At 64.0% G+C, this 22,759-nt stretch carries 18 protein-coding genes, 1 tRNA gene and 1 pseudogene; 10 read left to right on the top strand and 10 right to left on the bottom strand.

Annotation, left to right across the window (positions count from 1 at the left end; translation table 11 throughout):
- Positions 1-102 precede the first annotated feature (102 nt).
- The 3 genes and pseudogenes from GGR40_RS05635 (at position 103) to GGR40_RS05645 (ending at position 2,115) form a co-directional block, all read left to right on the top strand.
- A tRNA-Met gene (locus tag GGR40_RS05635) sits at positions 103-179 on the top strand.
- A gap of 523 nt (positions 180-702) precedes the next feature.
- Positions 703-1,625: pseudogene (locus GGR40_RS05640) on the top strand (IS630 family transposase); the annotation flags it as partial.
- Between the two features lie 346 nt (positions 1,626-1,971).
- A complete protein-coding gene (locus GGR40_RS05645) occupies positions 1,972-2,115 on the top strand; it encodes an IS66 family transposase (RefSeq protein ID WP_429275598.1) in 144 nt (47 codons plus the stop codon).
- Between the two features lie 273 nt (positions 2,116-2,388).
- Here GGR40_RS05645 and GGR40_RS05650 read toward each other — a convergent pair whose 3' ends face one another.
- The 3 genes from GGR40_RS05650 to GGR40_RS05660 form a co-directional block, all read right to left on the bottom strand.
- Positions 2,389-3,321, bottom strand: a complete 933-nt coding sequence (locus GGR40_RS05650; protein ID WP_429275232.1) for a quinone oxidoreductase family protein — start codon at positions 3,319-3,321, stop codon at positions 2,389-2,391.
- A 100-nt stretch (positions 3,322-3,421) separates the two neighbouring features.
- Positions 3,422-3,940, bottom strand: a complete 519-nt coding sequence (locus tag GGR40_RS05655) for a TetR/AcrR family transcriptional regulator (protein ID WP_429275233.1) — start codon at positions 3,938-3,940, stop codon at positions 3,422-3,424.
- 115 nt (positions 3,941-4,055) lie between these two features.
- A complete protein-coding gene (locus GGR40_RS05660) occupies positions 4,056-4,964 on the bottom strand; it encodes a LysR family transcriptional regulator (RefSeq protein WP_429275234.1) in 909 nt (302 codons plus the stop codon).
- Positions 4,965-5,056: 92 nt separating this feature from the next.
- On the opposite strand from GGR40_RS05660, the gene GGR40_RS05665 reads away from it, so the two are divergent.
- Positions 5,057-6,481: an aldehyde dehydrogenase family protein gene (locus GGR40_RS05665; RefSeq protein WP_429275235.1), complete on the top strand. Its 1,425-nt coding sequence runs from the start codon at positions 5,057-5,059 to the stop codon at positions 6,479-6,481.
- Between the two features lie 85 nt (positions 6,482-6,566).
- On the opposite strand, the gene GGR40_RS05670 is transcribed toward GGR40_RS05665, so the two are convergent.
- Together GGR40_RS05670 and GGR40_RS05675 are read right to left on the bottom strand one after the other, a co-directional pair.
- Positions 6,567-9,395: an ATP-binding protein gene (locus GGR40_RS05670; protein WP_429275236.1), complete on the bottom strand. Its 2,829-nt coding sequence runs from the start codon at positions 9,393-9,395 to the stop codon at positions 6,567-6,569.
- Between the two features lie 93 nt (positions 9,396-9,488).
- A complete protein-coding gene (locus tag GGR40_RS05675; protein ID WP_429275237.1) occupies positions 9,489-10,580 on the bottom strand; it encodes a redoxin family protein in 1,092 nt (363 codons plus the stop codon).
- A gap of 227 nt (positions 10,581-10,807) precedes the next feature.
- Here GGR40_RS05675 and GGR40_RS05680 point away from each other — a divergent pair, with 227 nt between their 5' ends.
- Genes GGR40_RS05680 through GGR40_RS05690 form a run of 3 tightly spaced genes read left to right on the top strand, consistent with a single transcriptional unit; the run spans position 10,808 to position 13,332 of the window.
- The gene (locus tag GGR40_RS05680) at positions 10,808-12,079 is read left to right on the top strand and encodes an epoxide hydrolase family protein (RefSeq protein ID WP_429275238.1); all 1,272 of its coding nucleotides are present in this window, start codon (positions 10,808-10,810) and stop codon (positions 12,077-12,079) included.
- A gap of 26 nt (positions 12,080-12,105) precedes the next feature.
- Positions 12,106-12,519, top strand: a complete 414-nt coding sequence (locus GGR40_RS05685) for an organic hydroperoxide resistance protein (protein ID WP_429275239.1) — start codon at positions 12,106-12,108, stop codon at positions 12,517-12,519.
- Between the two features lie 21 nt (positions 12,520-12,540).
- The gene (locus GGR40_RS05690; protein WP_429275240.1) at positions 12,541-13,332 is read left to right on the top strand and encodes an alpha/beta fold hydrolase; all 792 of its coding nucleotides are present in this window, start codon (positions 12,541-12,543) and stop codon (positions 13,330-13,332) included.
- A gap of 107 nt (positions 13,333-13,439) precedes the next feature.
- Here the strand turns inward: GGR40_RS05690 and GGR40_RS05695 are convergent, their stop codons facing one another.
- The 3 genes from GGR40_RS05695 to GGR40_RS05705 all read right to left on the bottom strand — a co-directional run bounded on the left by GGR40_RS05695 (position 13,440) and on the right by GGR40_RS05705 (position 16,790).
- Entirely contained in the window at positions 13,440-13,964 is a 525-nt protein-coding gene (locus GGR40_RS05695; RefSeq protein WP_429275241.1) for a cytochrome P460 family protein, read from the bottom strand.
- A complete protein-coding gene (locus tag GGR40_RS05700; RefSeq protein ID WP_429275242.1) occupies positions 13,961-14,998 on the bottom strand; it encodes an alpha/beta fold hydrolase in 1,038 nt (345 codons plus the stop codon). Before GGR40_RS05700 ends, GGR40_RS05695 begins: the two co-directional genes overlap by 4 nt.
- A gap of 211 nt (positions 14,999-15,209) precedes the next feature.
- Positions 15,210-16,790: an ABC-F family ATP-binding cassette domain-containing protein gene (locus tag GGR40_RS05705; protein ID WP_429275243.1), complete on the bottom strand. Its 1,581-nt coding sequence runs from the start codon at positions 16,788-16,790 to the stop codon at positions 15,210-15,212.
- A 143-nt stretch (positions 16,791-16,933) separates the two neighbouring features.
- Between GGR40_RS05705 and GGR40_RS05710 the strand changes: the two genes are divergently transcribed.
- The 3 genes from GGR40_RS05710 (at position 16,934) to GGR40_RS05720 (ending at position 21,140) form a co-directional block, all read left to right on the top strand.
- Positions 16,934-17,479 (top strand): TetR/AcrR family transcriptional regulator, encoded by a 546-nt coding sequence (locus GGR40_RS05710; RefSeq protein ID WP_429275244.1) that lies wholly within the window; start codon positions 16,934-16,936, stop codon positions 17,477-17,479.
- Between the two features lie 329 nt (positions 17,480-17,808).
- Positions 17,809-19,935: a TonB-dependent siderophore receptor gene (locus GGR40_RS05715; protein WP_429275245.1), complete on the top strand. Its 2,127-nt coding sequence runs from the start codon at positions 17,809-17,811 to the stop codon at positions 19,933-19,935.
- Positions 19,936-19,937: 2 nt separating this feature from the next.
- The gene (locus GGR40_RS05720; protein ID WP_429275246.1) at positions 19,938-21,140 is read left to right on the top strand and encodes a PepSY-associated TM helix domain-containing protein; all 1,203 of its coding nucleotides are present in this window, start codon (positions 19,938-19,940) and stop codon (positions 21,138-21,140) included.
- A gap of 105 nt (positions 21,141-21,245) precedes the next feature.
- On the opposite strand, the gene GGR40_RS05725 is transcribed toward GGR40_RS05720, so the two are convergent.
- Both GGR40_RS05725 and GGR40_RS05730 read right to left on the bottom strand, forming a co-directional pair.
- On the bottom strand, positions 21,246-21,947 hold the full coding sequence (locus GGR40_RS05725; protein ID WP_429275247.1) for a FadR/GntR family transcriptional regulator: 702 nt from the start codon (positions 21,945-21,947) through the stop codon (positions 21,246-21,248).
- On the bottom strand, positions 21,944-22,723 hold the full coding sequence (locus GGR40_RS05730) for a helix-turn-helix domain-containing protein (RefSeq protein ID WP_429275248.1): 780 nt from the start codon (positions 22,721-22,723) through the stop codon (positions 21,944-21,946). The genes GGR40_RS05725 and GGR40_RS05730 overlap by 4 nt, the downstream gene beginning before the upstream one ends.
- Positions 22,724-22,759 lie beyond the last annotated feature (36 nt).

Here is a 22,759-nt window from a genome sequence, read left to right on the forward strand (position 1 = left end):
CGACGCAGTGCGTATCGCTGAAAAAACCCATCACAATGACAAAATACATAAAGGGCCCAATCGGGCCCTTTTTGCGTCTACAACCAAGACGCAAATCAGTGACGCGGGGTGGAGCAGCCCGGTAGCTCGTCAGGCTCATAACCTGAAGGTCGTAGGTTCAAATCCTACCCCCGCAACCAATGACCATGAAACTCGATAAACGCTCGCCAAAGACAGACCTGCCGCTCAAGGCATAGGTAGCCAGATCCCTAAGCGTCCGCCGCCAGGCGTGTTGCGCCATGAGGCTCGACGCTCATGAACCTTCACTAAGGAGTCTATTTCTAAACCCCAGAACGGGCCCAAGTGAAGAATCGGGTGGAGATCATCGCGTGCACCGAACGGCGCAGGAAGCTTTCGGATGTTGGGAAGGCAGTGCTCCTCGCGGAGCCGGATGCAGACGGCGTATCGGTTTGCCGAGTTGCTGACCGACATGAGATTGCCAGAGCTTGATCTATAATTGGCGATCGGCGAGCCGGAGGCAACAGCCATCGCAGTGAGGCGCTTGAGTTCATTTCTTACGAGGCAATCATAATGACGGAGCCTGCAGCTGCACCGGCGATGCCAGGGCCTCAGACCAACCCGCGCTGAAGCTGACTCACGTTTGGGATTCCCAAATCAATGAAAGTCTGAATCAATGTCTTCCTGGATCGAGAGGACAGGCAGATGGGTCACGCAATTGCGTTGCGGAGTGATTTCGACGGGGCTGCGCTTCGGCGTCTGGCGCGATTTTCGAAGAGCGCGCCGCAGGCCCGGCGTTTGTTGGCGCTGGCGCAGATATACGATGGCGGCAGCCGCAGCGATGCGGCGCGTATCGACGGCGTCACGCTGCAGATCGTTCGCGACTGGGTGATCCGGTTCAATACCGTCGGGCCGGACGGACTGCTGGACGGCAAGGCCCCCGGCAAGCGCTCGATTCTCAATGACGACCAGCGCCGAGCTCTTGTTGAGGTGGTCGAGCGCGGGCCGATACCGGCGATCCGTGGCGTCGTGCGGTGGCGGCTGATCGACCTGGTGCAATGGCTCCACGAGGAGTTCGCGGTGTCGCTCGACGAGACGACCGTGAGCCGCGAACTAAAGAAGCTCGGCTATGTGAAGCTGACGGCCCGGCCGCGCCATCACGCGCAGAACGAACTCGCCATGGAGGCGTTCAAAAAAGGGGCTTCGCTGCCGCAGTGGCAGAGGTCCGGACGAGCCTCCCGAAGGGCACGCCCATAGAGATTTGGATTCAGGACGAGGCCCGCGTCGGGCAGAAGAACATCACCCGGCGCTGGGCCAGGCGCGGCACCCGACCTTCAGCGCCCAAGGACCAGCAGCGCGCCTCGGCCTGGCTGTTCGGCTGCCCGGCTGAAGGCAAGGCCGCCGGCATCGTCATGCCCCGCTGCAACAGCGAGGCTATGAGCATGCATCTTGAGGAAATCGCCTTCCACGTCGCGCCGGGCGCGCATGCCGTCCTGCTGCTCGATCAGGCCGGGTGGCACGGATCGGCTGAACTGATCGTGCCGCCCAACATCACCTTGATGCCGCTGCCGCCCAGGTGCCCGGAGCTCAACCCGGTCGAGAACGTCTGGCAGTTCATGCGCGACAACTGATCGATGGCTATGTGCCTAAAAGATGCCCCGCCAAGGCGACCCTCACAAGCCTCGCAGTGCTCCGCTGCTCGACCATCTTCCTTGTGACGAAGTTATACACGCGACGCCGGACGCCGAAGGCTGCTCTGGTTGAGGGGGCACGATGAGCAAGCTCGACGAGGGCGTGACCGAAGTGCTGGAATGTGTCTTGTTTGCGTCCACGTCGCGCGTCATGTCCTCCCCAAGTTTTCTGCAATCTGCTGCGACGCGACCAGCCAGGCACCGCCTCCGCGCTTCCCGCGCCGCGTGATCGTACGGTCCCGGTTTGCTGGCCCACGTCATCGTTTCCAAGTTCGGCGATCACTTGCCTCTTGACCGCCAGTCGCAGACCTACGCCTCGCAAGGTGTTGAGGTCAGCCGTTCGACGATGGCGGGCTGGCTTGGTCAAGCAAGCTGGACGCTACAGCCGCCGTCGATCGGATCGCCGATCACGCCATGCCCAGCGTGAAGCTCCAAGTCAACGATACACCCGTTCCGGATCTTGCGCCGGGCACCGAGCGTCGCAATGCGCATCCGTCGTGCAAGCTCTCGACTATGTTGCGGGCGTAGTGCCCGACTAGCGAGGGACGCTGGGCGCCCGCTACGACAAGCTTGCTATCCGCTGTCGCCGACGATCTTCCTCAATGGCAAGCGTTTCGAGGGCGGCAATAACGCAACGCACAGACCGATTTCATCTTGTTGATAGCGTGAACGTCATCAAGGGAACTGATGCCCCCAAAGATCAGGGCATCAGCAGCAGCTTGCCGGTGGTTTTCCGGCTTTCCATGTCGCGGTGCGCGCGGGCGGCATCCGCCAGCGGATAGGTGCCGCCGATCCGGACCTTGAGATCGCCGCGCAGGACCCAATCGAACAGGCGTGCAGCGTGTTTCCAAAGCAACTCTGGGGTATGAATATGGTCGGAGAAGACCGCGTAGCCGAGCTTGATGCTTCGCGGCAGGCTCATGATGTCGAGTGTGTCGGGACCGCCAAGGACGGGGCCGTACCAGCAGAGCGTCCCGTTGCGGCGCAGTGAATCGATCGATCCCTGAAACGTGGTCGGTCCGGATCCATCGTAGACCACATGCACGCCTTCGCCACCGGTCCATTCCAGCACCTGCGAGGCAAAATCGCCTTTGGCGTCGACTATGACATGGTCCGCACCCGCTTCCAGCGCGATCGCCACTTTGTCCGCGCTCGAAACGCGGCCGATGACTTTCCCGCCGCGCATCTTGATGATCTGGGTCAGCAGCAGCCCGAGCCCCCCTGCCGCCGCATGGACGAGGGCGATTTCACCTGCTTGCACAGGGTGGAAATCGGTGGCGAAGTGGCTGGCCGTAAGCCCCTGCATCATGATCGCGGCTGCGGTTCTGTCCTCCACTCCGTCAGGGATAGTCACGAGTGCCGCTGCGGGTAGCGCGATCTTTTCTGCGTAGCTGCCCGGCGCGTAGACCCAGGCGACACGCTGACCGATTGGCAGGGAAACGCCCGGTCCCACCGCGACAACGCTTCCCGCGCCTTCCACGCCGAGTATCTTGGGGTTGGGCACCTCCGTCCAGGCCATGCCCTGGCGGACGCCGATATCCATGAAATTGACGCCCGCAGCGGCGATCCGAACGAGAACTTGGCCCGGACCGGGCGCTGGATCCGGTTCAGGAACATCTGCCAGTTCAAGCACATCCGCGCTTCCCGTTCCGGTCATTACAATCGCCTGCATGTCAGCTTCCTTTGTTGAACAATCATTCCAAAACTAAGCAAATAAAAAGGCGCGCCTGCGCTTATCGCAATGCGCGCAAGGCCAGATCGCCCAGCTTGCGCAAATCTTCGTCACTTGCGCCGGCGCGTGCGGCAATCCGCAAACCCGAGAAGCTCATGACGATGAAGGAGGCTATCGTATCTGGTGCCAGGTCCGGCGCCACGTCACCCTCGGCCTGCGCCCGCGCTATGGTATCGGTCAGGACAGCGCGCATGGCACGGTCTGCCGCGTCGCGGATTGCGACCAGTTCTGGCCGCCTGAGGCCGAACTCACAAATCGAGCCGACCCCCAGACAAGCATCGCGGGCGTTGGCGACGACCCTACTGACCATCGCCTCTATTCCGTCGAGAGCACGCGGCTTGCCTTGCAGCATGGCGATGTGCTTGCCTGTTTCGTCAGCGGCGTAACGCCGTAACGCCATCTGGTAGAGCTGCCATTTGTCGCCAAATGTGTTGTAGAGACTCTGCCGCCCGATACCCATGGCTTTAACCAGCATCTCGGCCGAGGTGCCTTCGAAGCCATGTTCACGGAATACCGTCATGGCCGCGATTAGCGCGCTGTCCTGATCGAATTCCCGTGGTCTTGCCATACCGTGCGAGATAGGAATTATGGAACGACCAGTCAAGTATCGTTTTGAGGTTGCCGAAATGTCGCTTTCAGCCACGTCTCGCTTCTTGGGCATGGCTACGGACGAGGTCGATGAAAGAGCGCAGTTTGGCGGGGACTTGGCGGCGCCCCGAATAGTAGAGGCACAAGGGTGGTTCCGCCGGCATCCAGTCTTCCAGAAACCGGATCAGGCGTCCTTCCTCGACGTACGGCGCTATGGTTTGCTCCGCCAGATAGGCCAGTCCCACGCCGTTCAGCGCAGCGTTGAGCATCAGGCCGCTGTCATCGAGGACGAGGCGACCGGGCACATCCAGTTCGGTCCGCTCGCCGTCTTGCGCGAATTCCCAGTGGTAGATGCGCCCGCTCCCCAGACGGTAGCGGATGCAGTCATGCGACAGCAGGTCCAGCGGGACGAGAGGCGGCGCCCGGCCCTGAAGATAGGCCGGCGCGCCTACCACGACCAGGCGGAGGTCCGGTATGATGGGGACGGCGATCATGTCCGGCGGAATGGCATCCAGTAGCCTGATGCCTGCATCGAAGCCCTTGCCGATGACATCGACCAGAGCGGCTTCGGTGACGATCTCCACCTGCATCCTGGGGAAACGCTTCAGATATTCCCGGATCAACGGCTCAATTACGAAATGCCCCGCACCGGCCGCCATGTTCAGCCGCAGCAGACCTGACGGTTCGCCGACGTGCTCCCCGGCATTGTCGATCGCGCTGTCGATCGCAGCTAGAGCAGGGAGGATTTCCTCCAGAAACTGTGCGCCCGCCGCAGTCAGTACGACGCTGCGGGTGGTGCGGTTGAACAGCCGCACGTTCATGCGCTCTTCCAACGCGGCGATCGCGTGGCTCAGGCCGGATGAGGAAATGTTCAACTGGCGCGCGGCGGCCCGGAAGCCGCCTGTGCGCGCGACAGCGGCAAAGGCTTCCAGTTCGACAAGACTGGCTTTTGGCATTGCGCAACATCTCTCATCAGCCTGTCCCCGATTGTGCTTCTAATTGGATCATGAAGCGTGCGCCATATCGTCGATGACGAATGGAGACGACAATGCGCAACATCGACACAATCTATATCGACGGCGACTTCGTGAGGCCGCACGGCACCCGATGCCTCGACCTTTTCAATCCGGCGACGGAAGCCAGGATAGGTACCGTTCGGCTGGGCGACGCCGAGGATCTACGCATCGCAGTGGCAGCGGCGAAGCAGGCGTTTCCGGCCATGGCCCTCACGTCGAAGGCAGAGCGGATCGCCATGCTTCACCGCCTGCGCGACGTCGTGAGGGCACGCACCGCCGATCTTGCTGCCGCGATGGCCGAGGAATACGGCGCGCCATCCTATTTTACCGGCTTCTCGGTGCAGAACACTGCCTCGATCTTCGAAGTGATGGCCGCTTCGGTCGAGAGCTATGCCTTCGAGCGGACGGCAGGCTCCAGCGCGGTGACGATGCTGCCGCTGGGCGTCGTTGGCGCGATCACGCCCTGGAACAGCAACTTCGGCTTCATTGCCACCAAGCTGGCGCATGCGATCGGGTCGGGTTCGACCATTGTCATCAAGCCCGCCGAGCAGAGCGCGATCCAGACGCAGGTGCTGCTGGAATGCCTGCACGAAGCGGGGCTGCCGAGGGGCGTGCTCAATGTCGTGAACGGCACCGGGCCTGAGGTCGGCGCAGCACTGACTGCGCATCCCGACGTGGCGCTGATCTCCTTTACCGGATCGACTCCGGCGGCCAGGATCATCCAGCGCAGCGCCCTCGATACGATGAAGCGGCTGGTGCTGGAACTGGGCGGCAAGGGGCCGACCATCATACTCGACGACGCCGATCTGGACGCCGCCATCCCCGTCGCATTGATGAGCGGTTTTGCCAACAGCGGACAAGCCTGCGTTGCGGGCTCGCGCATCCTCGTGCCCCGTTCCCGGAAGGTGGAGATCATCGCAAGGCTGAAACTGGAGGCGGATCGGCTGAAGGTCGGCGTGCCTGCCGATCCGGAAGTGCGGATCGGTCCGTTGGCCAGCGCCGCGCATTGGGAGCGCGTACAGTCCTACATACGGCTTGGCCAGGAAGAAGGCGCAACGCTCCTGACCGGCGGCGAGGCACGGCCCGAAGGGCTGGACAAAGGCTGGTTCGCCAGGCCGACGATCTTCACCGACGTGACGAACACCATGCGTATCGCACGCGAAGAAATCTTCGGCCCGGTCCTGAGCGTCATCGATTATGACGACGAAGACGACGCGGTGGCAATCGCCAATGATTCCGACTTCGGATTGCAGGCCTATGTCCTCTCCTCGGACGAGCACCGCGCAATGCGGGTCGCTAGGCAGCTGGTGGCCGGCCGCGTCGTCATCAACGGCGCGCCGCACGATCCTTACGCACCTTTCGGCGGCTTCAGGCAGTCAGGGCTTGGACGCGAGATCGGAGCCTACGGCCTCGACGCTTTTCTCGAACCGCGCGCGATCCTGACACCCGCGCCATGAATGCTGCCGCATATCTTTAAGGAAATGCGCGGTGGCTGGAGGTCAGCCGCGCAACCATCTTCGGGGGGCCCGGAGGCCGACGCCGTCAGTGCTCTGTTCCCGAACCTCCCGGACTGAACGGGCAGGCAAGCATCCCGGCGCGGTCGGCAGCCACGCGCATTTCCCAGGCGCGAGCGCCCTGCGACCGGGCCAGGCCCGTGGCCTCATCCAGCAGGGCAAGCGCTTCATCCACGGCGCCGTTCGCACTGGCGATCGCGGCCTTGACCCTCATCAGTTCGGCCATGGCAACATGTTCGCCGGTGTCGATGCATCGTTCTATCGAAGTGTCCACGACCCGGCGCGCATCGGCCAGCCTGCCCACCGCAGCCAACCCCCGCGCCAGAGCAAGCGAAAACCGCGTCGTGAGCAGCTCATAACGGGCCTCGTGCAATTGCCTTAAGCTGTCCTCCAGCACTTCCACCGCCTCGGCATGTCGGCCACATTCAAGCGCCAGTTCGCCCTCGAAGCCCTGTGCGACCACGATATACGGAGCCAGAGCATTGGTCCGTGCGCAATCCCGCAGGACCGGCAAAGTTTCGCGGGCTCGTGCGAATTCGCCCATCCACAAGTCGATCGACATCGAACAGATAAGTGCGATGCAATGCGTGACCGGATGATCGAGAGCAGCCGCCTCAGCCACCGTCCTTGCCGCCAGACGCTGTGCCGCCTCCGGCTCACCCGACAGGCAGAGCACGCGGGCCAGCGCAATACTCGCGCGGTTGCGATGGTCGAAACCGTGGATGATCGAGCGGCTGCCCTGCGAGGCGCCGCCATGCTCCAGCGCCCGTTCCAGGTCGCGGCGTGCGCTGATCTGGTCACCCGCCTGGTAGTGCGAGATGCCAGAAAGCGAGTAGGCGATCGCGAGCGCCTCCGGATCGGCGAGCGCCTGTGCAACGGCGATGGCCTGACGGGCACAGGCCATCGTCTGGGCATAGGCGCCGACGTGTTCATGGAAGATGTGCAATCGCGCCAGTATGCCGAGCGTGCTGCGATGATCTTCCATAAGGGTCGCCACATCGAGCGCACGGGTCAGCGCCTTGCCTACTTCAGAGCTGTTGCTGTGCGCGAACATCAGGGCAATGCCCAGCGAAGCCTGCAATTCCAGTTCGACCGCAGTGCCGCGCTGGTTCGGCGCCAGCGCGGCGATCGCGCGGGTCGCCCAGGTGCGACATTCGACAAGGTGCGAGAGGTTGAGGAACACAGGCATGCTTGCCGCAGCAAGCCGCACCGCGACGCCGATGTCGCCATCAGGTCCGAAGCTCCAGTCCAGCGCGCTGCGGATGTTACCCAGCTGCGGCCGCAGTGCGCGAACGTCCTGAAGTGCGGCGCTGTCCTGCGCGGCGAGGGCCTCCAGTTCCGACACGAAGAACATGGCATGGCGCCGGCCCGTTGCGCGATGATCGTCGGCACCGCGTGCCGCCAGCTTCTCGCGCGCGTAGGCACGGTTCATTTCCAGTAGCCGGTACGTGCCCGCCCCGCGAACGCGGCTGGCGGAGACGAGCGATTTGGCCGCAAGCTCGTCCAGCGCGATGGCTACCTCGTCGAAGCCTGTCGCGGCGTCTGACACCACGTCCAGCGCAGCATCGACCGAAAACGGGCCGACAAAGACCGACAGCCTGTCCAGCACGACCCGCTCCTGCGGCGAGAGCAGATCGTAGCTCCAGTCCAGCGCCGCGCGCAGGGTCTGCTGGCGCGGCTGCGCGGTGCGGCGACCCGACCATGCAAGGCTGAACCGCTCACCGATTTGGCGGGCGGTGGCGGCGATGCCGTGCGTGGCAGCACGCACCGCGGCCAGTTCGATCGGCAAGGCCATGCCATCCAAGCGCTGGCATATTTCCGCGATCAGACGGGCCTCGCTCCCGTCGATCTCCCAGGCGCTATCGGCGGCGCGGGCGCGTTCGCTGAACAGCTGGACGGCAGGGTAGGCCAGCAGCTGTTCACGCGTAAGTGTCTCCCCGTCCAACGGACAATCCAGTGCGTCCAGCCGATGTACGTGCTCACCGCGGATCCTCAGCGGCTCTCGCGACGTGGCGACGATGCGGACGCGCGGGGCCCTTTCGACGATCCGCTCGGCGATCCGCGCGGCCTGGTCGATCACATGCTCGCAATTGTCGAGCAGGAGCAGGAACGGATCGCTGCCGCAATGGCCGAGAATAGCGGCGACCGGATCACCGCTCTGCACCGAGATGCCCATGGCTCCCGCGATCATCGCCGGGACGAGCGCCGGGTTTTCCAGCATGCTGAAATCGACGAAGACCGCCCGCCCGCTGAATTGGGCGGTCAGTCGGTGCCCGATCTCGATCATGAGCGAGGTCTTGCCCACTCCCGCCGGGCCGACGACGGTGAACAGCGGAATTTCGCCCACGCGGGCGGTCAGCAGATCCAGATCCCGTTCGCGGCCGATCAGGTGCGGCAGCGGCGGAGGGATGTTGGTTGTCCTGCCGATCTGCGCCTCGGGCGGCGCTGGTATGGTGGGGGCATGATCCGGCAGCGGCGGTTCGAGTCCAAGCCGCTCCACCGGAGCCACGAAGGCATAACCCACTCCCACCTGCGTGGCGATGAATCGCGCGTCTCCACCGTCCAAACCTTCGCCCAGCAGCTTGCGCAGGCCCGCCATATGGAACCGCAGGCTGCCGTCCTCCACGACAACGTCAGGCCAGACGCGCTTCAGCAGTTCGCGCTTGGACAGGACGCGGCCCGGTTGCTCGATCAGGGCCATGAGAAGATCGAACGCGCGCCCGCCGATCTCCAGCGGCTGTGAGTCCCGCGTAAGGAGGCGCTTGGCGGGGTGAACGCAGAAACGCCCGAAGGCGATCCGTTCGCCCGGTTCCAGACTTTCGAAATCCGCCACTATGCCAATCTGCCCCAATGCCATGCACCATCCTGCCGCAAGGGGGCAGGATGGTGCTACTTATACGATGGTCGCCGGGCATGGGAGGGGCAATCGCGGATCGAGAAGCAGTCCGGATCACCCGAAGGTGAGCGAATAGGCCAGCACGCCCGGCCGGGTGAACTCCACGCGCACCGTGCGATCGTTGATCGGGCCGTGCTGGCGTACCAGCTGGTAGAGGCGGTCCTCGCGGATCACGCCCCACCCCTGGGCATCGGTGTCCGTGCCGTGATCGACGCCGGGCGCCTTGCCGTCGATCGTCACCCGGAAGCGGACCGGCTGTCCATCGGCAGGTGCGCCCAGAACCGCATGGGCATCGCGTGCGTGAAAGCGGAAACGCAGGGCGCCATCCGCCTTGTCCAGTCGGGCGAATTCACGCGTCACGGTCCAGCTTCCGGCAAGATCCCAATGGTTGAGGGAAAGCGGGGATACCGGCTTATAGATGTGCAGGTCATCGCGTACAGGCCCGCCGGGAGCGGCGAAGCCCTGCGCCTTGGCGTAGCCGATATAGGCCTCGGGCGAGCGCAATTGGGACCAGTTCGCCTGTGCTTCCACCCCGATCGAAGCGATCGGGGCAAGGGGAACGGCTGACACGTCATGGCCGGCTTCGGCAAGTAGCTTGCGGATCAGGCTTTCAGCCTCGGCATAATTGCCTTCGCCGACCCTGTAGGCCCGCACCCGCCCCTTGGCATCGATGAAGTAGAAACCAGGCCAGCCTTCGTTTCCGAAAGCCTGCCAGACGGCATAGTCGTTGTCCTGAAGGTTTGGATAGTCGACACCCAATTGCTGCGTGGCCGCGCGGACTTTGGCCCGGTCGCGTTCGAAGGCGAACTCCGGTGCATGGACGCCGACGATCTGGAGTCCCTTGTCCCCGTACCTGTCATTCCACACGCGCAGATAGGGCAGCGCTCGCAGGGAATTGATGCAGGAATACGTCCAGAAGTTTACGAGAACCACTTTGCCTCGCAGCGTCGGCGTGGTTCCCGTCAGCCAAGGGGTGGCGCTTTGGAGCACCTGCAGCGCGCGAGGCGGGGCATCGGCAGGCGCGGAGCCGACGGCATCCTTGTCGGCCAGTGTCGTGCCAAAGGCTTCGTGGCAGCATGCTGCGGTGGTGCCGACGGCTGCCAGCAGGGCGGCAGCGATGAAGCCTGTGGAGCGGTTCGTAGTCATGGCGGAAGCCCTTCCGGTTCTGCGTCTTTCGAGTGCACACGGTCTATGGCCCCCTGGGCGAAGCTTCACGCCAGATGCTGACGGGCGGTGTTAGTACCTGACAGCGGCAGCGCGCTATCCGCCATCAGTGAGGCGCTAACACCGCATTACGCAAGCTAACGGGCGTCCCACAGGGATCGCGCATATCCTGCCGCCATCGGATCGGATGATCGGCGGAGGATAGACTTATGTTTGCAGGAAATTCCACATCCCGGCGCAGCTTCATTGCTGCGACCGCCGTGGCGGGAGCGATGGCCGCCGTACCCGGCATCAGCCGCGCGGCAACCGCAGGAGGCAGCGTCCGCCCGTTCCGCGTCGCGGTTGCAGACGCCGACATCGTTGCGATGAAGCGCCGTATCGCAGAGACGCGCTGGGCCGATCCTCAGCTGGTGAGCGATGACGGGCAGGGCGTGCGCCGCCAGACGCTGCAACCGCTCATGGCCTACTGGGCTAGTGCATACGACTGGCGCAAGGTCGAGGCGCGGCTCAATGCCCTGCCGATGTTCATGACCGAGATCGACGGGCAGGACATCCACTTCATCCATGTCCGCTCGCGTCATGAGAATGCCCTGCCCATGATCCTGACCCACGGCTGGCCGGGGTCGATCCTGGAATTCCTCAACGCCATAGCTCCACTCACCGACCCCACCGCACATGGCGGCAGCGCGGACGATGCGTTTCACCTCGTCATTCCCTCCATACCCGGCTTCGGCTTTTCCGCGAAACCGACGGTGCCCGGCTGGGGATCGGATCGGATCGGGCGGGCATGGTCGTCGCTGATGCTGCGGCTGGGCTACGACAGGTATGTCAGCCAGGGTGGCGATTGCGGCTCGGTGATTTCGCAGCGCATGGCCTTGCAACACGTACCGGGGCTGGTGGGCATACATCTCAACATGCCTGCCGTGGTGCCCGCCGACATCGCCCGCACCCTTGCCGCAGGTGATCCCGCGCCCGTCGGCCTTTCTGCGAAGGAGCGCGGGGCCTTCGACCAGTTGGAAGCGTTCTACCGCGACAATGCCGCTTATGCGGCGATGATGAACACGCGCCCGCAGACCATCGGTTATTCGCTGGTGGACTCGCCCGTCGGCATGGCCGCATGGATGTACGAGAAAATCGCGCAGTGGACCTATAGCGACGGACAGCCCGAACGTGTGCTTGGCCGCGATGCGATCCTCGACGACATGTCGCTCTATTGGCTGACGGGGACGGGCGCTTCGGCGGCGCGGATCTACTGGGAAGACCACTCCAACAACTTCAACGCGCGTGGGGTGATCGACCTGCCGGTGGCGGTGAGCGTGTTCCCCGGCGAGATCTTCCGCGCCCCCAGGAGCTGGGCGGAGCGCTGCTATACCAACCTGTTCTATTTCAACGAAGCGAGCGACGGCGGCCATTTCGCCGCCTGGGAACAGCCTGCGCTGTTCGCCCGCGAAGTGCGCGCTGCCTTCCGTTCCCTGCGCTGACCCTATCATTTCCAAGGAGCAGACCAATGACCGACAGCAAGACCCTCTACACCGCTTACGTCCATGTCACCGGAGGGCGCGAAGGGGCCGCGCGCAGTTCCGATGGACGGCTCGACATCGCGTTGTCCACCCCTGGGACTTCGGGTGCGGGCACCAACCCCGAACAGCTGTTCGCAGCCGGCTGGTCGGCGTGCTTCGAAGGAGCAATGGCGATCGCAGCCAAGGGCAAGGGCATCGACCTTCCCGAAGCGGTGGCGATCGACGCGCGTGTGGAGCTGCGTCATGGCGCAGACGGCTATGCGCTGGCGGCGCGTCTCGACGTTCATGTTCCCGGTATAGCCCCTGAAATCGCCCGGCAGATCATCGAGGCCGCCCATCGCACCTGCCCTTATTCCAGGGCGGTAAAAGGCAATATCGAAACCGTCGTCGCCCTCGTCTGACGCGAACAAAGGATCACACCGATGAAGAAGACCCTCATTGCGGGCGGGCTGGTGCTCGCCGCCGGACTGATCGCGCCCCATGCACAGGCAAAGCCGGCCACGCTGGCGGAAAAGCCCACCATCGTTCTCGTGCACGGCGCCTTTGCGGATTCGTCGAGCTGGAACGGCGTGATCGCCGCGCTCCAGCATGATGGCTACACCGTCGTCGCGGCGCCAGACACCTTGCGTGGTGTGCGTTCCGATGCCGACATCGTGGCGGGCGTGGTGAAAGCCATTGCCGGGCCAGTCGTGCTGGTAGGCCATTCCTACGGCGGGTCGGTGATCAGCGAGGCCGCGGAAGCGGCGGCCAATGTCACTGCACTGGTCTACGTCGCCGCTTTCGCTCCCGACGCGGGGGAGACGGCGCTTGGCCTGACCGGCAAATTCCCTGGCAGCACGCTGGGGCCGACGCTGGCCCCACCGGTGCCGCTGGCGGGCGGCGGCAATGACCTGTACATCCGGCAGGCGCTCTTCCCCGCCCAATTCGCGGCGGACGTGCCCGCCGCACAGGCGCGCCTGATGGCGGCGGGACAGCGGCCCGTGAAGGATGCGGCGCTGTCCGAAGCCTCGACCGCTCCGGCGTGGAAGCATGTGCCTTCGTGGTTCGTCTATGGCGATGCCGACCGCAACATTCCCCCTGCCGCCATGCAGTTCATGGCGCAGCGGGCAGGCGCGCGGGAGACGCTGGTGGTGAAGGGCGCCTCGCACGTCGTCATGGTCTCGCACCCGGTTCAGGTGGCCGGGTTGATCGAGCGCGCTGCTGCAGCGCGGTAACGGTTGCGCGCCGGTCCAAGCCCCCCACTCCCCGATCGGTGCGCAATCGCCCACGGCCGGCCATCGCAATGCGATGGCCGGCCGTGGGTTCTTTTTCGCTCCGGCCTTTACCTCGAATACGCAGTGAAGACCTGATCGTCGCCGGGTTCGAGCCTGGCGTGGCAGGCGGCGCACGAGCGTGTAAGAGCTTCGTCCGGGTTGGGTCGGCCATTGTCGAACTGGCCGTATCCCCATCCGCCACTTGCTGCATACCGGCGCGCATCCTTGACGCTGACCTGTACGTTGGTCGGCTCACCCGCCACGAAGGATTGCGGCGCGGGAAAAACGGCATCGTTGCGCGGGGAGGATTCGTACCGCCATGCGAGCCTGACGATCACCGCGCCATCAGGGAACGGGCGGATGCCCTTGCGGTAGGCCCGCACGGCGATGTCGTTGCCGAGGATGGCGCGGATGTCGTTGTTCTTCCCCGCCTCATGCGCGACGCTGATCAGCTTCCAGTCGCGGTATCCGGCGGGAAGCTGCACACCGTAGACCGGCGCTGCATCGGCCTCATGCCGCACCGCACCGGCCACGGCGGAGCCCCCCAGCAACGCCAGGGAGGCTCCAAGGACGCAAGTTGGCAAGCGGATCATGCGCCCATCCTCCCCGCGTCTAGCACGGCCTTTGCGAAAGCGACCGGCGCTTCCTGCGGCAGGTTATGGCCGATGCCACCGGCAATCAGGCGGTGCTCGTAAGGCCCCGAAAACTTCGCGCGATATGCGGCGGGATCGGGATGCGGCGCGCCGTTTGCATCGCCCTCCATGGTGATGGCGGGGATCGTGACGGGCGGGCCCGCAGCGAGGCGGGCTTCGGCGGCATCATACTGGCGCTCGCCCTCGGCAAGACCCAGCCGCCAGCGGTAGTTATGGATCACGATGGCCACATGATCCGGGTTGGCGAACGATGCTGCCGATGCGTCGTAAGTCGCATCGTCGAAGCCCCAGCGTGGCGAGGCCTGCTCCCAGATCAGGCGATTGAATGCCTTGGTATTCGCCGCATAGCCTTCGCGACCACGCTCGGTAGCGAAATAGAACTGATACCACCACTGCAGTTCCGCCTTGGGAGGCAACGATCTCGCATTGGCGGCCTGGCTGCCGATCAGGTAACCGCTTACCGAAACCAGCGCCTTGCAGCGCTCGGGCCAGAGTACGGCCATGATATCCGCCGTGCGTGCGCCCCAGTCGAATCCGGCGACCACCGCCTGCCGGATGCCCAGCGCATCCATCAGTGCGATCCCGTCTGCTGCCAGAGCCGCTTGTTGCCCATTGCGCGGGGTTTCGGCAGAGCGGAAAGTCGTGGTGCCGAAACCGCGAAGGTGCGGCACGATCACGCGGTATCCCTGCGCCGCCAGCAACGGAGCGACTTCGGCGAAGGCACGAATGTCATAGGGCCAGCCATGGAACAGCAGCACCGCCGGGCCGGAAGACGGACCCGTCTCGACGTAACCGATATCGAGCGGTCCAGCGGCGATCTGCCGGATCGGCCCGAACGGCCGGACATTCGATGTGCTCGCCCCCGCTGCCCTTGCCGGGGTCAGGCCTGCCATCATGGCGGACGCAAGTGTGGCCGCACCGGCGATGAACTCGCGACGGCGCGGCTGGGGGATTGCGGGTGATTGATCGGGCATGACGGGTCTCCTTGCTATGGCACGCAGGATAGCCGCTCCCTGGCAGGGCCGCCCGTTAGTTGCTGTGATCCGGTATTAGGCGCGGCACAGGGTTTGCAAGCTGCTCGACGGCCGCCGCTACCGCCTCTTGGCGGTCGTGGAGATCGACGGGGGTGGCGCCGGGGATCGTATGAAGCCGCTTGGGGCTGCCCGTTAGCGTGTGCGAACGGGGTCACGATGCCAGCACGATCCGTCGTTCCACACCGATCGCGCCGAGGAATGCCTCGTCGTGGCTGACTACCAGCAAGGCTCCGTCGAAGGCAGCCAGCGCCGCCTCGATCGCCTGGATGGAGTCGAGGTCGAGATGGTTGGTCGGTTCGTCGAGGACGAGCATCTCTGGCGGCGTATCTCCACCGAGACGACAGGCAAGGGCCGCGCGCAGCACCTGTCCTCCGCTCAGGGTGCCGACCACTTGCAGCGCACTGTCGGCCCGGAACAGGAAGCCGGCCAGCATCGCCCGGCAGGCGTTCTCGCCCTTGCCGGGGTTGAGCCGCCGGAAGTTGTCGAGAATGGTCGCCTCGCGATCAAGCAGCGCAGCGTTCTGGTCCAGAAAGGCGACCGTACCGCCGAGCGCCATGGTGCCGCCCAGCAGGGGTAGATCGCCCGCGATGGTCCGTAGCAGAGTGCTCTTGCCGCAGCCGTTCTGCCCGGTCACTGCGATCCGTTCCGGGCCAGTGATCGTCAGGTCGATACCTCGTCGGATCGGACGGGCGGGATGATGGCCGATCGCCGCGCCGTGCATCTCCAGCAGGGTGCGGCCCGAAGGAACTTTCGTCGTCGGCAGCACGATCGACAGGGATTGCAGCACTTCGATCTTCGCCTGCGCCGCTGCCACGTCCCGCGCGGCGTCATCGCCCAGCCGGGCCTTCAGCCGCTGATCGCCGCCGCCGCTGCTCTCGGCGGCATTGCGCCGCGCCCCTGCGAGGATTTTCGGCATGTCCCCGCGTGCGGCCTTGCGTGCACCGGCGGCGTCCCGGCGCTGCTTGCGCTCGTCGGCGATCCGGCTTCGTCGCGCGATTTCCGCCTGCCGCTTTCGGGCGTCGAGCAGATCCTGTTCGGCGGCCTGCAGTTCCAGCGCCTTGGCCTCGCGATAGGCGCTCCAGTTTCCGCCATATTGCGCCGCTCCAAGCGTCGTCAGTTCAACGATGGCGTCCATCTGCTCCAGCAGTTCGCGGTCATGGCTTACCACGACCAGTCCGGCCGACCATCCATCGACGAGCCGCAGCACCGCCTCTCGCCCCGCCCGGTCCAGATTGTTGGTGGGTTCGTCCAGCAGCAGGAAGTCAGGTTCTGCAAAGATCGCGGCGGCCAGCGCTGCCCGCGTGCGCTGGCCGCCCGAAAGCCCGTCCAGCGGCGTCGCTGCCGAAGCCTCCAGTCCGACGCGGGCGAGTGCGGCGTCGATGCGTTCCTCGATCGTCCAGTCGGCCTGTTCAAGATCGTCCAGAGTCGCCTCTCCAGCGGCCGCGCGTGCCAGCACATCGAGGGCGGGTCGTGCGCCGAAAAGATCGGCTATCCTGTCCGATCGCGCCGGCTGGACGACCTGATGCATCAGGTAAACGGTCCCCACCGTCGCGCATGCACCCGATGATGGCGGCAGTTGACCGGCCATGATCCGCAGCAGCGTGCTTTTCCCCACGCCATTGCGTCCGACCAGCCCCGTGCGTCGAGGGCCGAAATTGAGGTCGATCTCACGAAAGACGGGAGTCCCCGCAGGAGTAACCCAACTGACGCGCGACAACGAAATGGAAGACAAGTGCGACTCGCTTTGCTATTAACAGCACTATATCGTGTCGTTTTGTCGATGCCGGGTCAACGACTGGAATGCGGAGAAAAGTCAGAGGGATGGGGCGACCGACGAAAGCACAAGCGGAGGCATGGTCGCAGGAACTGCTGGATATGGCGCGGACCCTGTTCTGCGAGAGGGGTTATGCGGGCGCTTCGTTCGACGAATTGGCGGTGCGCCTGCGCTGCTCCAAACATTCGATCTACCGCCGCTTCGCCGACAAGGAGGCGCTATTTTGCGCGGTGGTTGATCGCGACGTCGCCGGCTTCATTTCCAAGCTCGATGCATCGGGAATCCCCGGTTCATCTCCGCAAGAAGTGTTGCGGGCCATGGCGCGGGCCTATTTCGGCTTCGGAGCGTCGCGCGACCATGCCGCATTGTACGCGGCGATGAATTTGGAAGCGGCCACTTCGCCCCGGCTGCGCAGCCTGGCGCAGCAATGGGCCACCCACGCGCTCACGCCCTTGCGAAATGCGGTCGCAGCGGCCTTCCCCGTGGCTGATCCTGGCGAGGCGTGCGAAATTCTGATCGACCTTCTGGATGGCGCTGCGAACAGGCTTAGATTGGACGAAGACATTCCGGCAATGATTGAAGCGGCTTTCGCAGTCAGGTGGGATTTCTTCGCCCGTGTGCAGGCACAAAAGAGCGAACTTTGCTGAAGCCACTTCAATCGCTGATGAAGTTCTAGGTTAAACGGCGCTCATTCAGATTTTCATCCTACTGACGGCTAATCTCCCGATAGCGAAATGGCTGCTGGATGGCGACAAAGTCGGGGTTCTCGCCTTGCGTCACGAAGGTCTTCGACGACTTCAACCGGATGCCTCGACTGATGGCTGCCGAATCGCATCCTTCCCGGTCCGGTGCACCCACAAGCAAGAGCCATATTTATGATACCAGGTCGCAATAGCGCTTGCATTGATAGCCCTGCCATTTATGGCGCGGGCCGTATTGCGATTGATTCGCATTGTGGTAACGGGGAAGATACATCTTGCAAGCTTTCAAGGCAGCGTTGATCGCGTCCATTTCGTGCATCGCCATCCCGGCTTACGCACAGGAAGCAGGCCCGGACGAAGCATCGGCCGCTGACAGTGAAATCATCGTCACCGGCCGCGCCCAACGCCTTTACCGGGTGGAGCAGGCAACCGTTGGCAAGGTTGCCGAAGACCCGATGAACATTCCGCAGGCAGTGCAGGTCATCAACGCCGAACTTTTCGCCGATCAGGGTGCGCGCGATGCTACCGACATCTATCGCAATATCTCCGGCGTCAGCTTCTTCAGCTATGCAGGCGTCACGTTCCGCGGGTTTCGGCAGGACCAGTCCTTTTACGATGGGCAGCGCGGCAATCCGTTCATCGGCTTCTCGGTGCCGCAGTTGTTCAACATCGAACGGGTCGAAGTGCTCAAGGGGCCGGCGGGTCTGTTCTTCGGCCCCGGTTCTCCGGGTGGCATCATCAACTACGTCTCGAAGACGCCGTCCGACAAGGCCGGTCTGCGTGCGGTAATTACCGGCGGCACTTACGATCGCATAGGCCTTTCGGCGGAAGCCACCGGCCCGCTCGATAGCTCCGGCGTGATTACCTACCGACTGGGTGGCTTTTATGAATCGATGGACCCCTATCGCCGCAATACCCAGAACAAGTCGCGGATCGGCGACGCCGGGATCGCCATCAAGACCAACGAAGGCGGCAAGCTGACGCTTCAGGCGACGATTTACGACAGCGAACTGCAGGCGAACCGTCTGCGTGGCGTGCTGGTCGACGATGATGGCAATTTCCTGACCAGCATCCGCTGGAATGCAAACGAGAAGACCGACTTCCTGAATTTGCGTTCGCAGGCCTATCAGGCGCGCTATGCGACGACGATCGGGGATCGCGTCACTTTCGACGCGGGCGCGCGCTATTTCAAGGCCACGGAGAAGCAGCAGTACCACGAGCCGCGGGGCCTCGATCCCGCCAATCCCGACCTGGTCCGCCGGGAGTTTCGCGACCAGATCCGTCCTGTCCACGGCCTGTCGTTCATGGCCAATCTCACGGCGCGGGTGGACGTGCTGGGCATGGAGCACAAGTTCCAGACTGGCGCGGACTGGTACGATGAAAAGAGCGTGCTGCATTCGCGAATCCTGCGCGCGGGCGTGACGTCGCTCAGCCTCAGCAATCCTGTCTACGGCAGCGGGGCGGGCGATGCGGCGCGAGCGGCGCTGCTGCCCTTCACCACCACTGACACGCGGACCAAGCGCAAGGGTGCCTATCTTCAGGATCAGATCAGCGTCACTGACGCGCTGCTGCTGGTCGCGGGCGTGCGCTATGACAAGTTCGACGACGGCGTGACTACCAGCAGCGGCGGCACCGTGTCCGGGCGGTCCGCATATTCCGACAGCGACGTGACATTGCGGGGCGGCGCGATCTTCAAACCGCGTGCCGACGTTTCGCTTTACGCCAGCTGGTCCCAGAGCTTCGAGCCGCAGGCTGCCGCCGACCAGAACAGGGATGCTGGCGGCCCATTCGCGCCGGTCACCGGCAACCAGATCGAAGGCGGCGTGAAGACGCAGCTGCTCGACGGTCGTATTCAGGCGAATGCCGCGGTCTATCGCATCGTGCGCAAGAACATCCTGCAGGTCGATCCCAGTCTGGACCCCGTCAATGGCGTGGACCAGCTCGCGCCCATCGGCGAAGTGACGAGCAAGGGCTTCGAGTTCGACCTGACCACCGACATTACGCCCGACTGGGTGCTGATGGTAAACTACGGCTACAACGACACGAAGATCACCGGCACTGCCGCGGGGCAGGCGATCACCAACGCCGTGGGTGATCGCTTCGCCAATGCGCCCAAGCACAAAGTAGGTTTCTGGACCCGCTATCAGGTTCCCGAGATCGACACCGCCTTCGCCTTTGGTGGCGAGCACGTCTCGCGCCGTATCAGCCTTTCGGGCCAGACGGTGAAACCCTACACGATCTTCGATGCCTCGATTACCAAGGGCCTCGGCTTCGCCGAATTGCTGCTGCGCGTGGATAACATCTTCGACAAGGTCTACGCGGCGTCCGGTTTCTCCGCGCAGAGCGGCCACTTTCCAGGCGAACCACGCACGTTCCTGGCGGAACTGCGCTTCAGGTTCTGACCATGGCGAAGGCGCGGGGCAAGAAGGCGGGCGGCGAGAAAGGCCGTTCGCTCTGGTGGCGGGTTCATAGCTGGGTCGGGCTGAAGCTGGCGATCTTCATGACCTTTGTGCTGGCGACCGGTACGCTTGCCGTCTTCGCCCATGAGATCGACTGGCTGGTGACACCCGCAATGCGGGCCTCGCCGCAAGACGGCCCTCGTGCCAGTTGGGGGGCGTTGGCCGCGGCTGTGGCAAAAGCCGAGCCAAATGGTCGATTGCAGACGCTCTATGCGCCGATAGACCCCTGGTTCGCCGCTGAAGCCTGGGTGGACATGGGGAAGGGCGCCCCCCGCCGGGTCTATGTCGACCCTTGGAGCGCGCAAGTGACCGGCACGCATGGCTGGGCGAACGTGCATCGCTTCCTGCGACAGGCGCATCGCCACCTGATGCTGCCGACCAAGATCGGCATTCCGCTGGTGAGTTCGCTGGCGCTGCTGCTGCTGGCCTCGTTGGTGACCGGCATCGTAACCTACAAGAAGTGGTGGAGGGGCTTCTTCCGCCTGCCTCGCGGCAGCGATGCACGCCGGCTGAGCGGCGACCTTCATCGGCTTGGCGGGCTGTGGAGCCTCTGGTTCGTTGCCCTCATCGCGCTTACAGGCTTGTGGTACCTGGTCGAGACGCTTGGCGGCAATGCGGTGGTGCCGAAGCTGACCAAGGTAGAAACGATGGTTCCCGCGCCGACCGGCGCAGCGCTTGACCGTCTGGTTGCAGAGGCGCGGCGTATGCGTCCGCAACTCGACATTCGCGAGATACGCTTCACCGAAGAGAATGGCGTGGTCCTGCTGGGGCAGGACAGCGCCTGGCTGGTTCGCGACCGTGCGAATGGTCTGGCTATCGACCCAGCAGACGGCAAGGTGCTCACTGCGCTCGACGGGGTCGATCTCGACGTGCATCAGCGAATTTCGGAAATGGCCGATCCGCTTCACTTCGGCACCTTTGGCGGTTTCGCCACCAAGGTCATCTGGTTTCTGTTCGGCATGGTGCTGACGGGAATGTCGGTGACCGGCGTGATCATCTATGCGAAGCGGCTTGAGAAAGCCGAGCGACACCAGCGTGCGGCAGGCCGTATCGCCTGGGCCGGGATGGGGGCCTGGGCCTATGTCTGCACGGCCCTGGTCATACTGGCGCTGGTGCTGACGCCCGGCGCGATTGGTGGGGCTAGCTGAAGAACGAACTTCAAGCGGAGCGTCTTAAGGGGGGCGGGAAGCGCTGTATCTGTTGTACGAGCTGCAGGATTGAAGGACAAACTCTCAAGCCGCTTTTCATACAAGTTACTTGGATAGATTATCACCTATAGACGCATCGAAATGCGCTTCCATCGCGGCGGCGGCCTCGGCAGGCCGCTTTGCCGCGATGGCCTCGGCGATGCGGCCATGCAAGGAGAGGATCGCCGTCTTCTCGGTCTGAGCGTGGCGGGTTTCCCACGCGCGCGGAACGGCAATCTCCATCTGTGGCGCGAAGGAACGCACGATCTGAGCGAACAGCAGGTTGTCGGTCGAGGCGGCGAGGATCTGATGGAACTGTGTATCGTGCGCAGTCATCAGCGCCATGTCGGCCTGATCGCGAACCATCGCATCGGCAAGCGCCACGATCTGCCGGGCCTGTTCGTCGCTGCGGCGCTCGGCTGCGAGAGCGGCTATGCGCACTTCGAGCGTGCGGCGCACGTCCCAGACTTCGGCCACGCTGATCTGCGAAGTGGTGACGGCGTGGTCCAGCGAGGCGCCCATCACCGAGCCGTCGATAGCGCCGACCCGCGCTCGACGGCCATTGCCGACATCGAGCAGTCGCAGCGCCGCCAACGCGCCAAAGGCCTCCCGCATAACGGCGCGGCTGACGCCCAGCGCGGTCGCGAAATGGCCTTCGCCTGGCAGGCTGTCACCCACTTTAAGGTCATGATCGCGGATGTGATTGCGGACCGCCTGAACCGCGTGATCCACCAGCGAGCCGCCACTTTCGATGAGCCGTGTGCTCATGCGGCAAGGCTCCGGGCGCGCAGTCGGGTAGGCACTTCGCCAAAGTGCCGCACGAAGGCGCGGGTGAAGCTGGCGTTGTTGAGATAGCCGCAGCGATAACCGATCGAGGATACCGGCAGGTCGGTAGCCAGCAGCATCTGCCGCGCTTCGCCAAGGCGGTGGCCGGAAATCGCGTCGGCCACGGTGCAATCGAACATCTCCCGAAAACCCCGCGTCAGTTTGCCACGATTGAGACCCGCTGCGCGGGCGATCATGTCCAGCGTCAGTTTTTCGGCCCAGCGTTCGTCGATCACCCGCCGGGCCGCAAGCAGGCGCTGCGTGTCTTCGGGAGAGAGGGCGCCATCCGCGCTCATCGGCACCAGCACGTCGGCGCCTTGCGCGCGCAGCAGGTGGCACAGCAGTTCGATGCTCTTGGCCAGTCGATAAGGCGTGGCAGCCGCTTCCGGCAGGTCGCAGTCGCGGATCGCCAGCGCGATCGTACGCAGTGTGGCGGGTACGTGGAACAGCGCACCCTCGGCAAAGCGCAGGGGACCACCGGCGATCCGCTCGCACGCATCGCGCGAGACCAGCAGGATCAGGCGGGCTTCGACTTCGTTGTCGAGCAGGCTGAGGTTGGGCTTGCAATGGTAGCGCAGGCTGGCGTGTCTGTCCTTGATACCAAACGTCATCACAAACCCGACTGCGCGCGGTGGCAAGGCGATCCGGCCCACCTTGCCGTTGCCCACGAGCGTGAGCATCTCGGGTGAAACCTCAATCGCGGCCATCTGGTTCTGCATGCGGGCAGCCTCTCGTTTTGTTCTTTGAGAGAGAAC

Origin of the sequence: Novosphingobium gossypii, assembly GCF_050433305.1 — a bacterium.
In the GTDB taxonomy this organism is placed as follows: Bacteria; Pseudomonadota; Alphaproteobacteria; order Sphingomonadales; family Sphingomonadaceae; genus Novosphingobium; species Novosphingobium gossypii.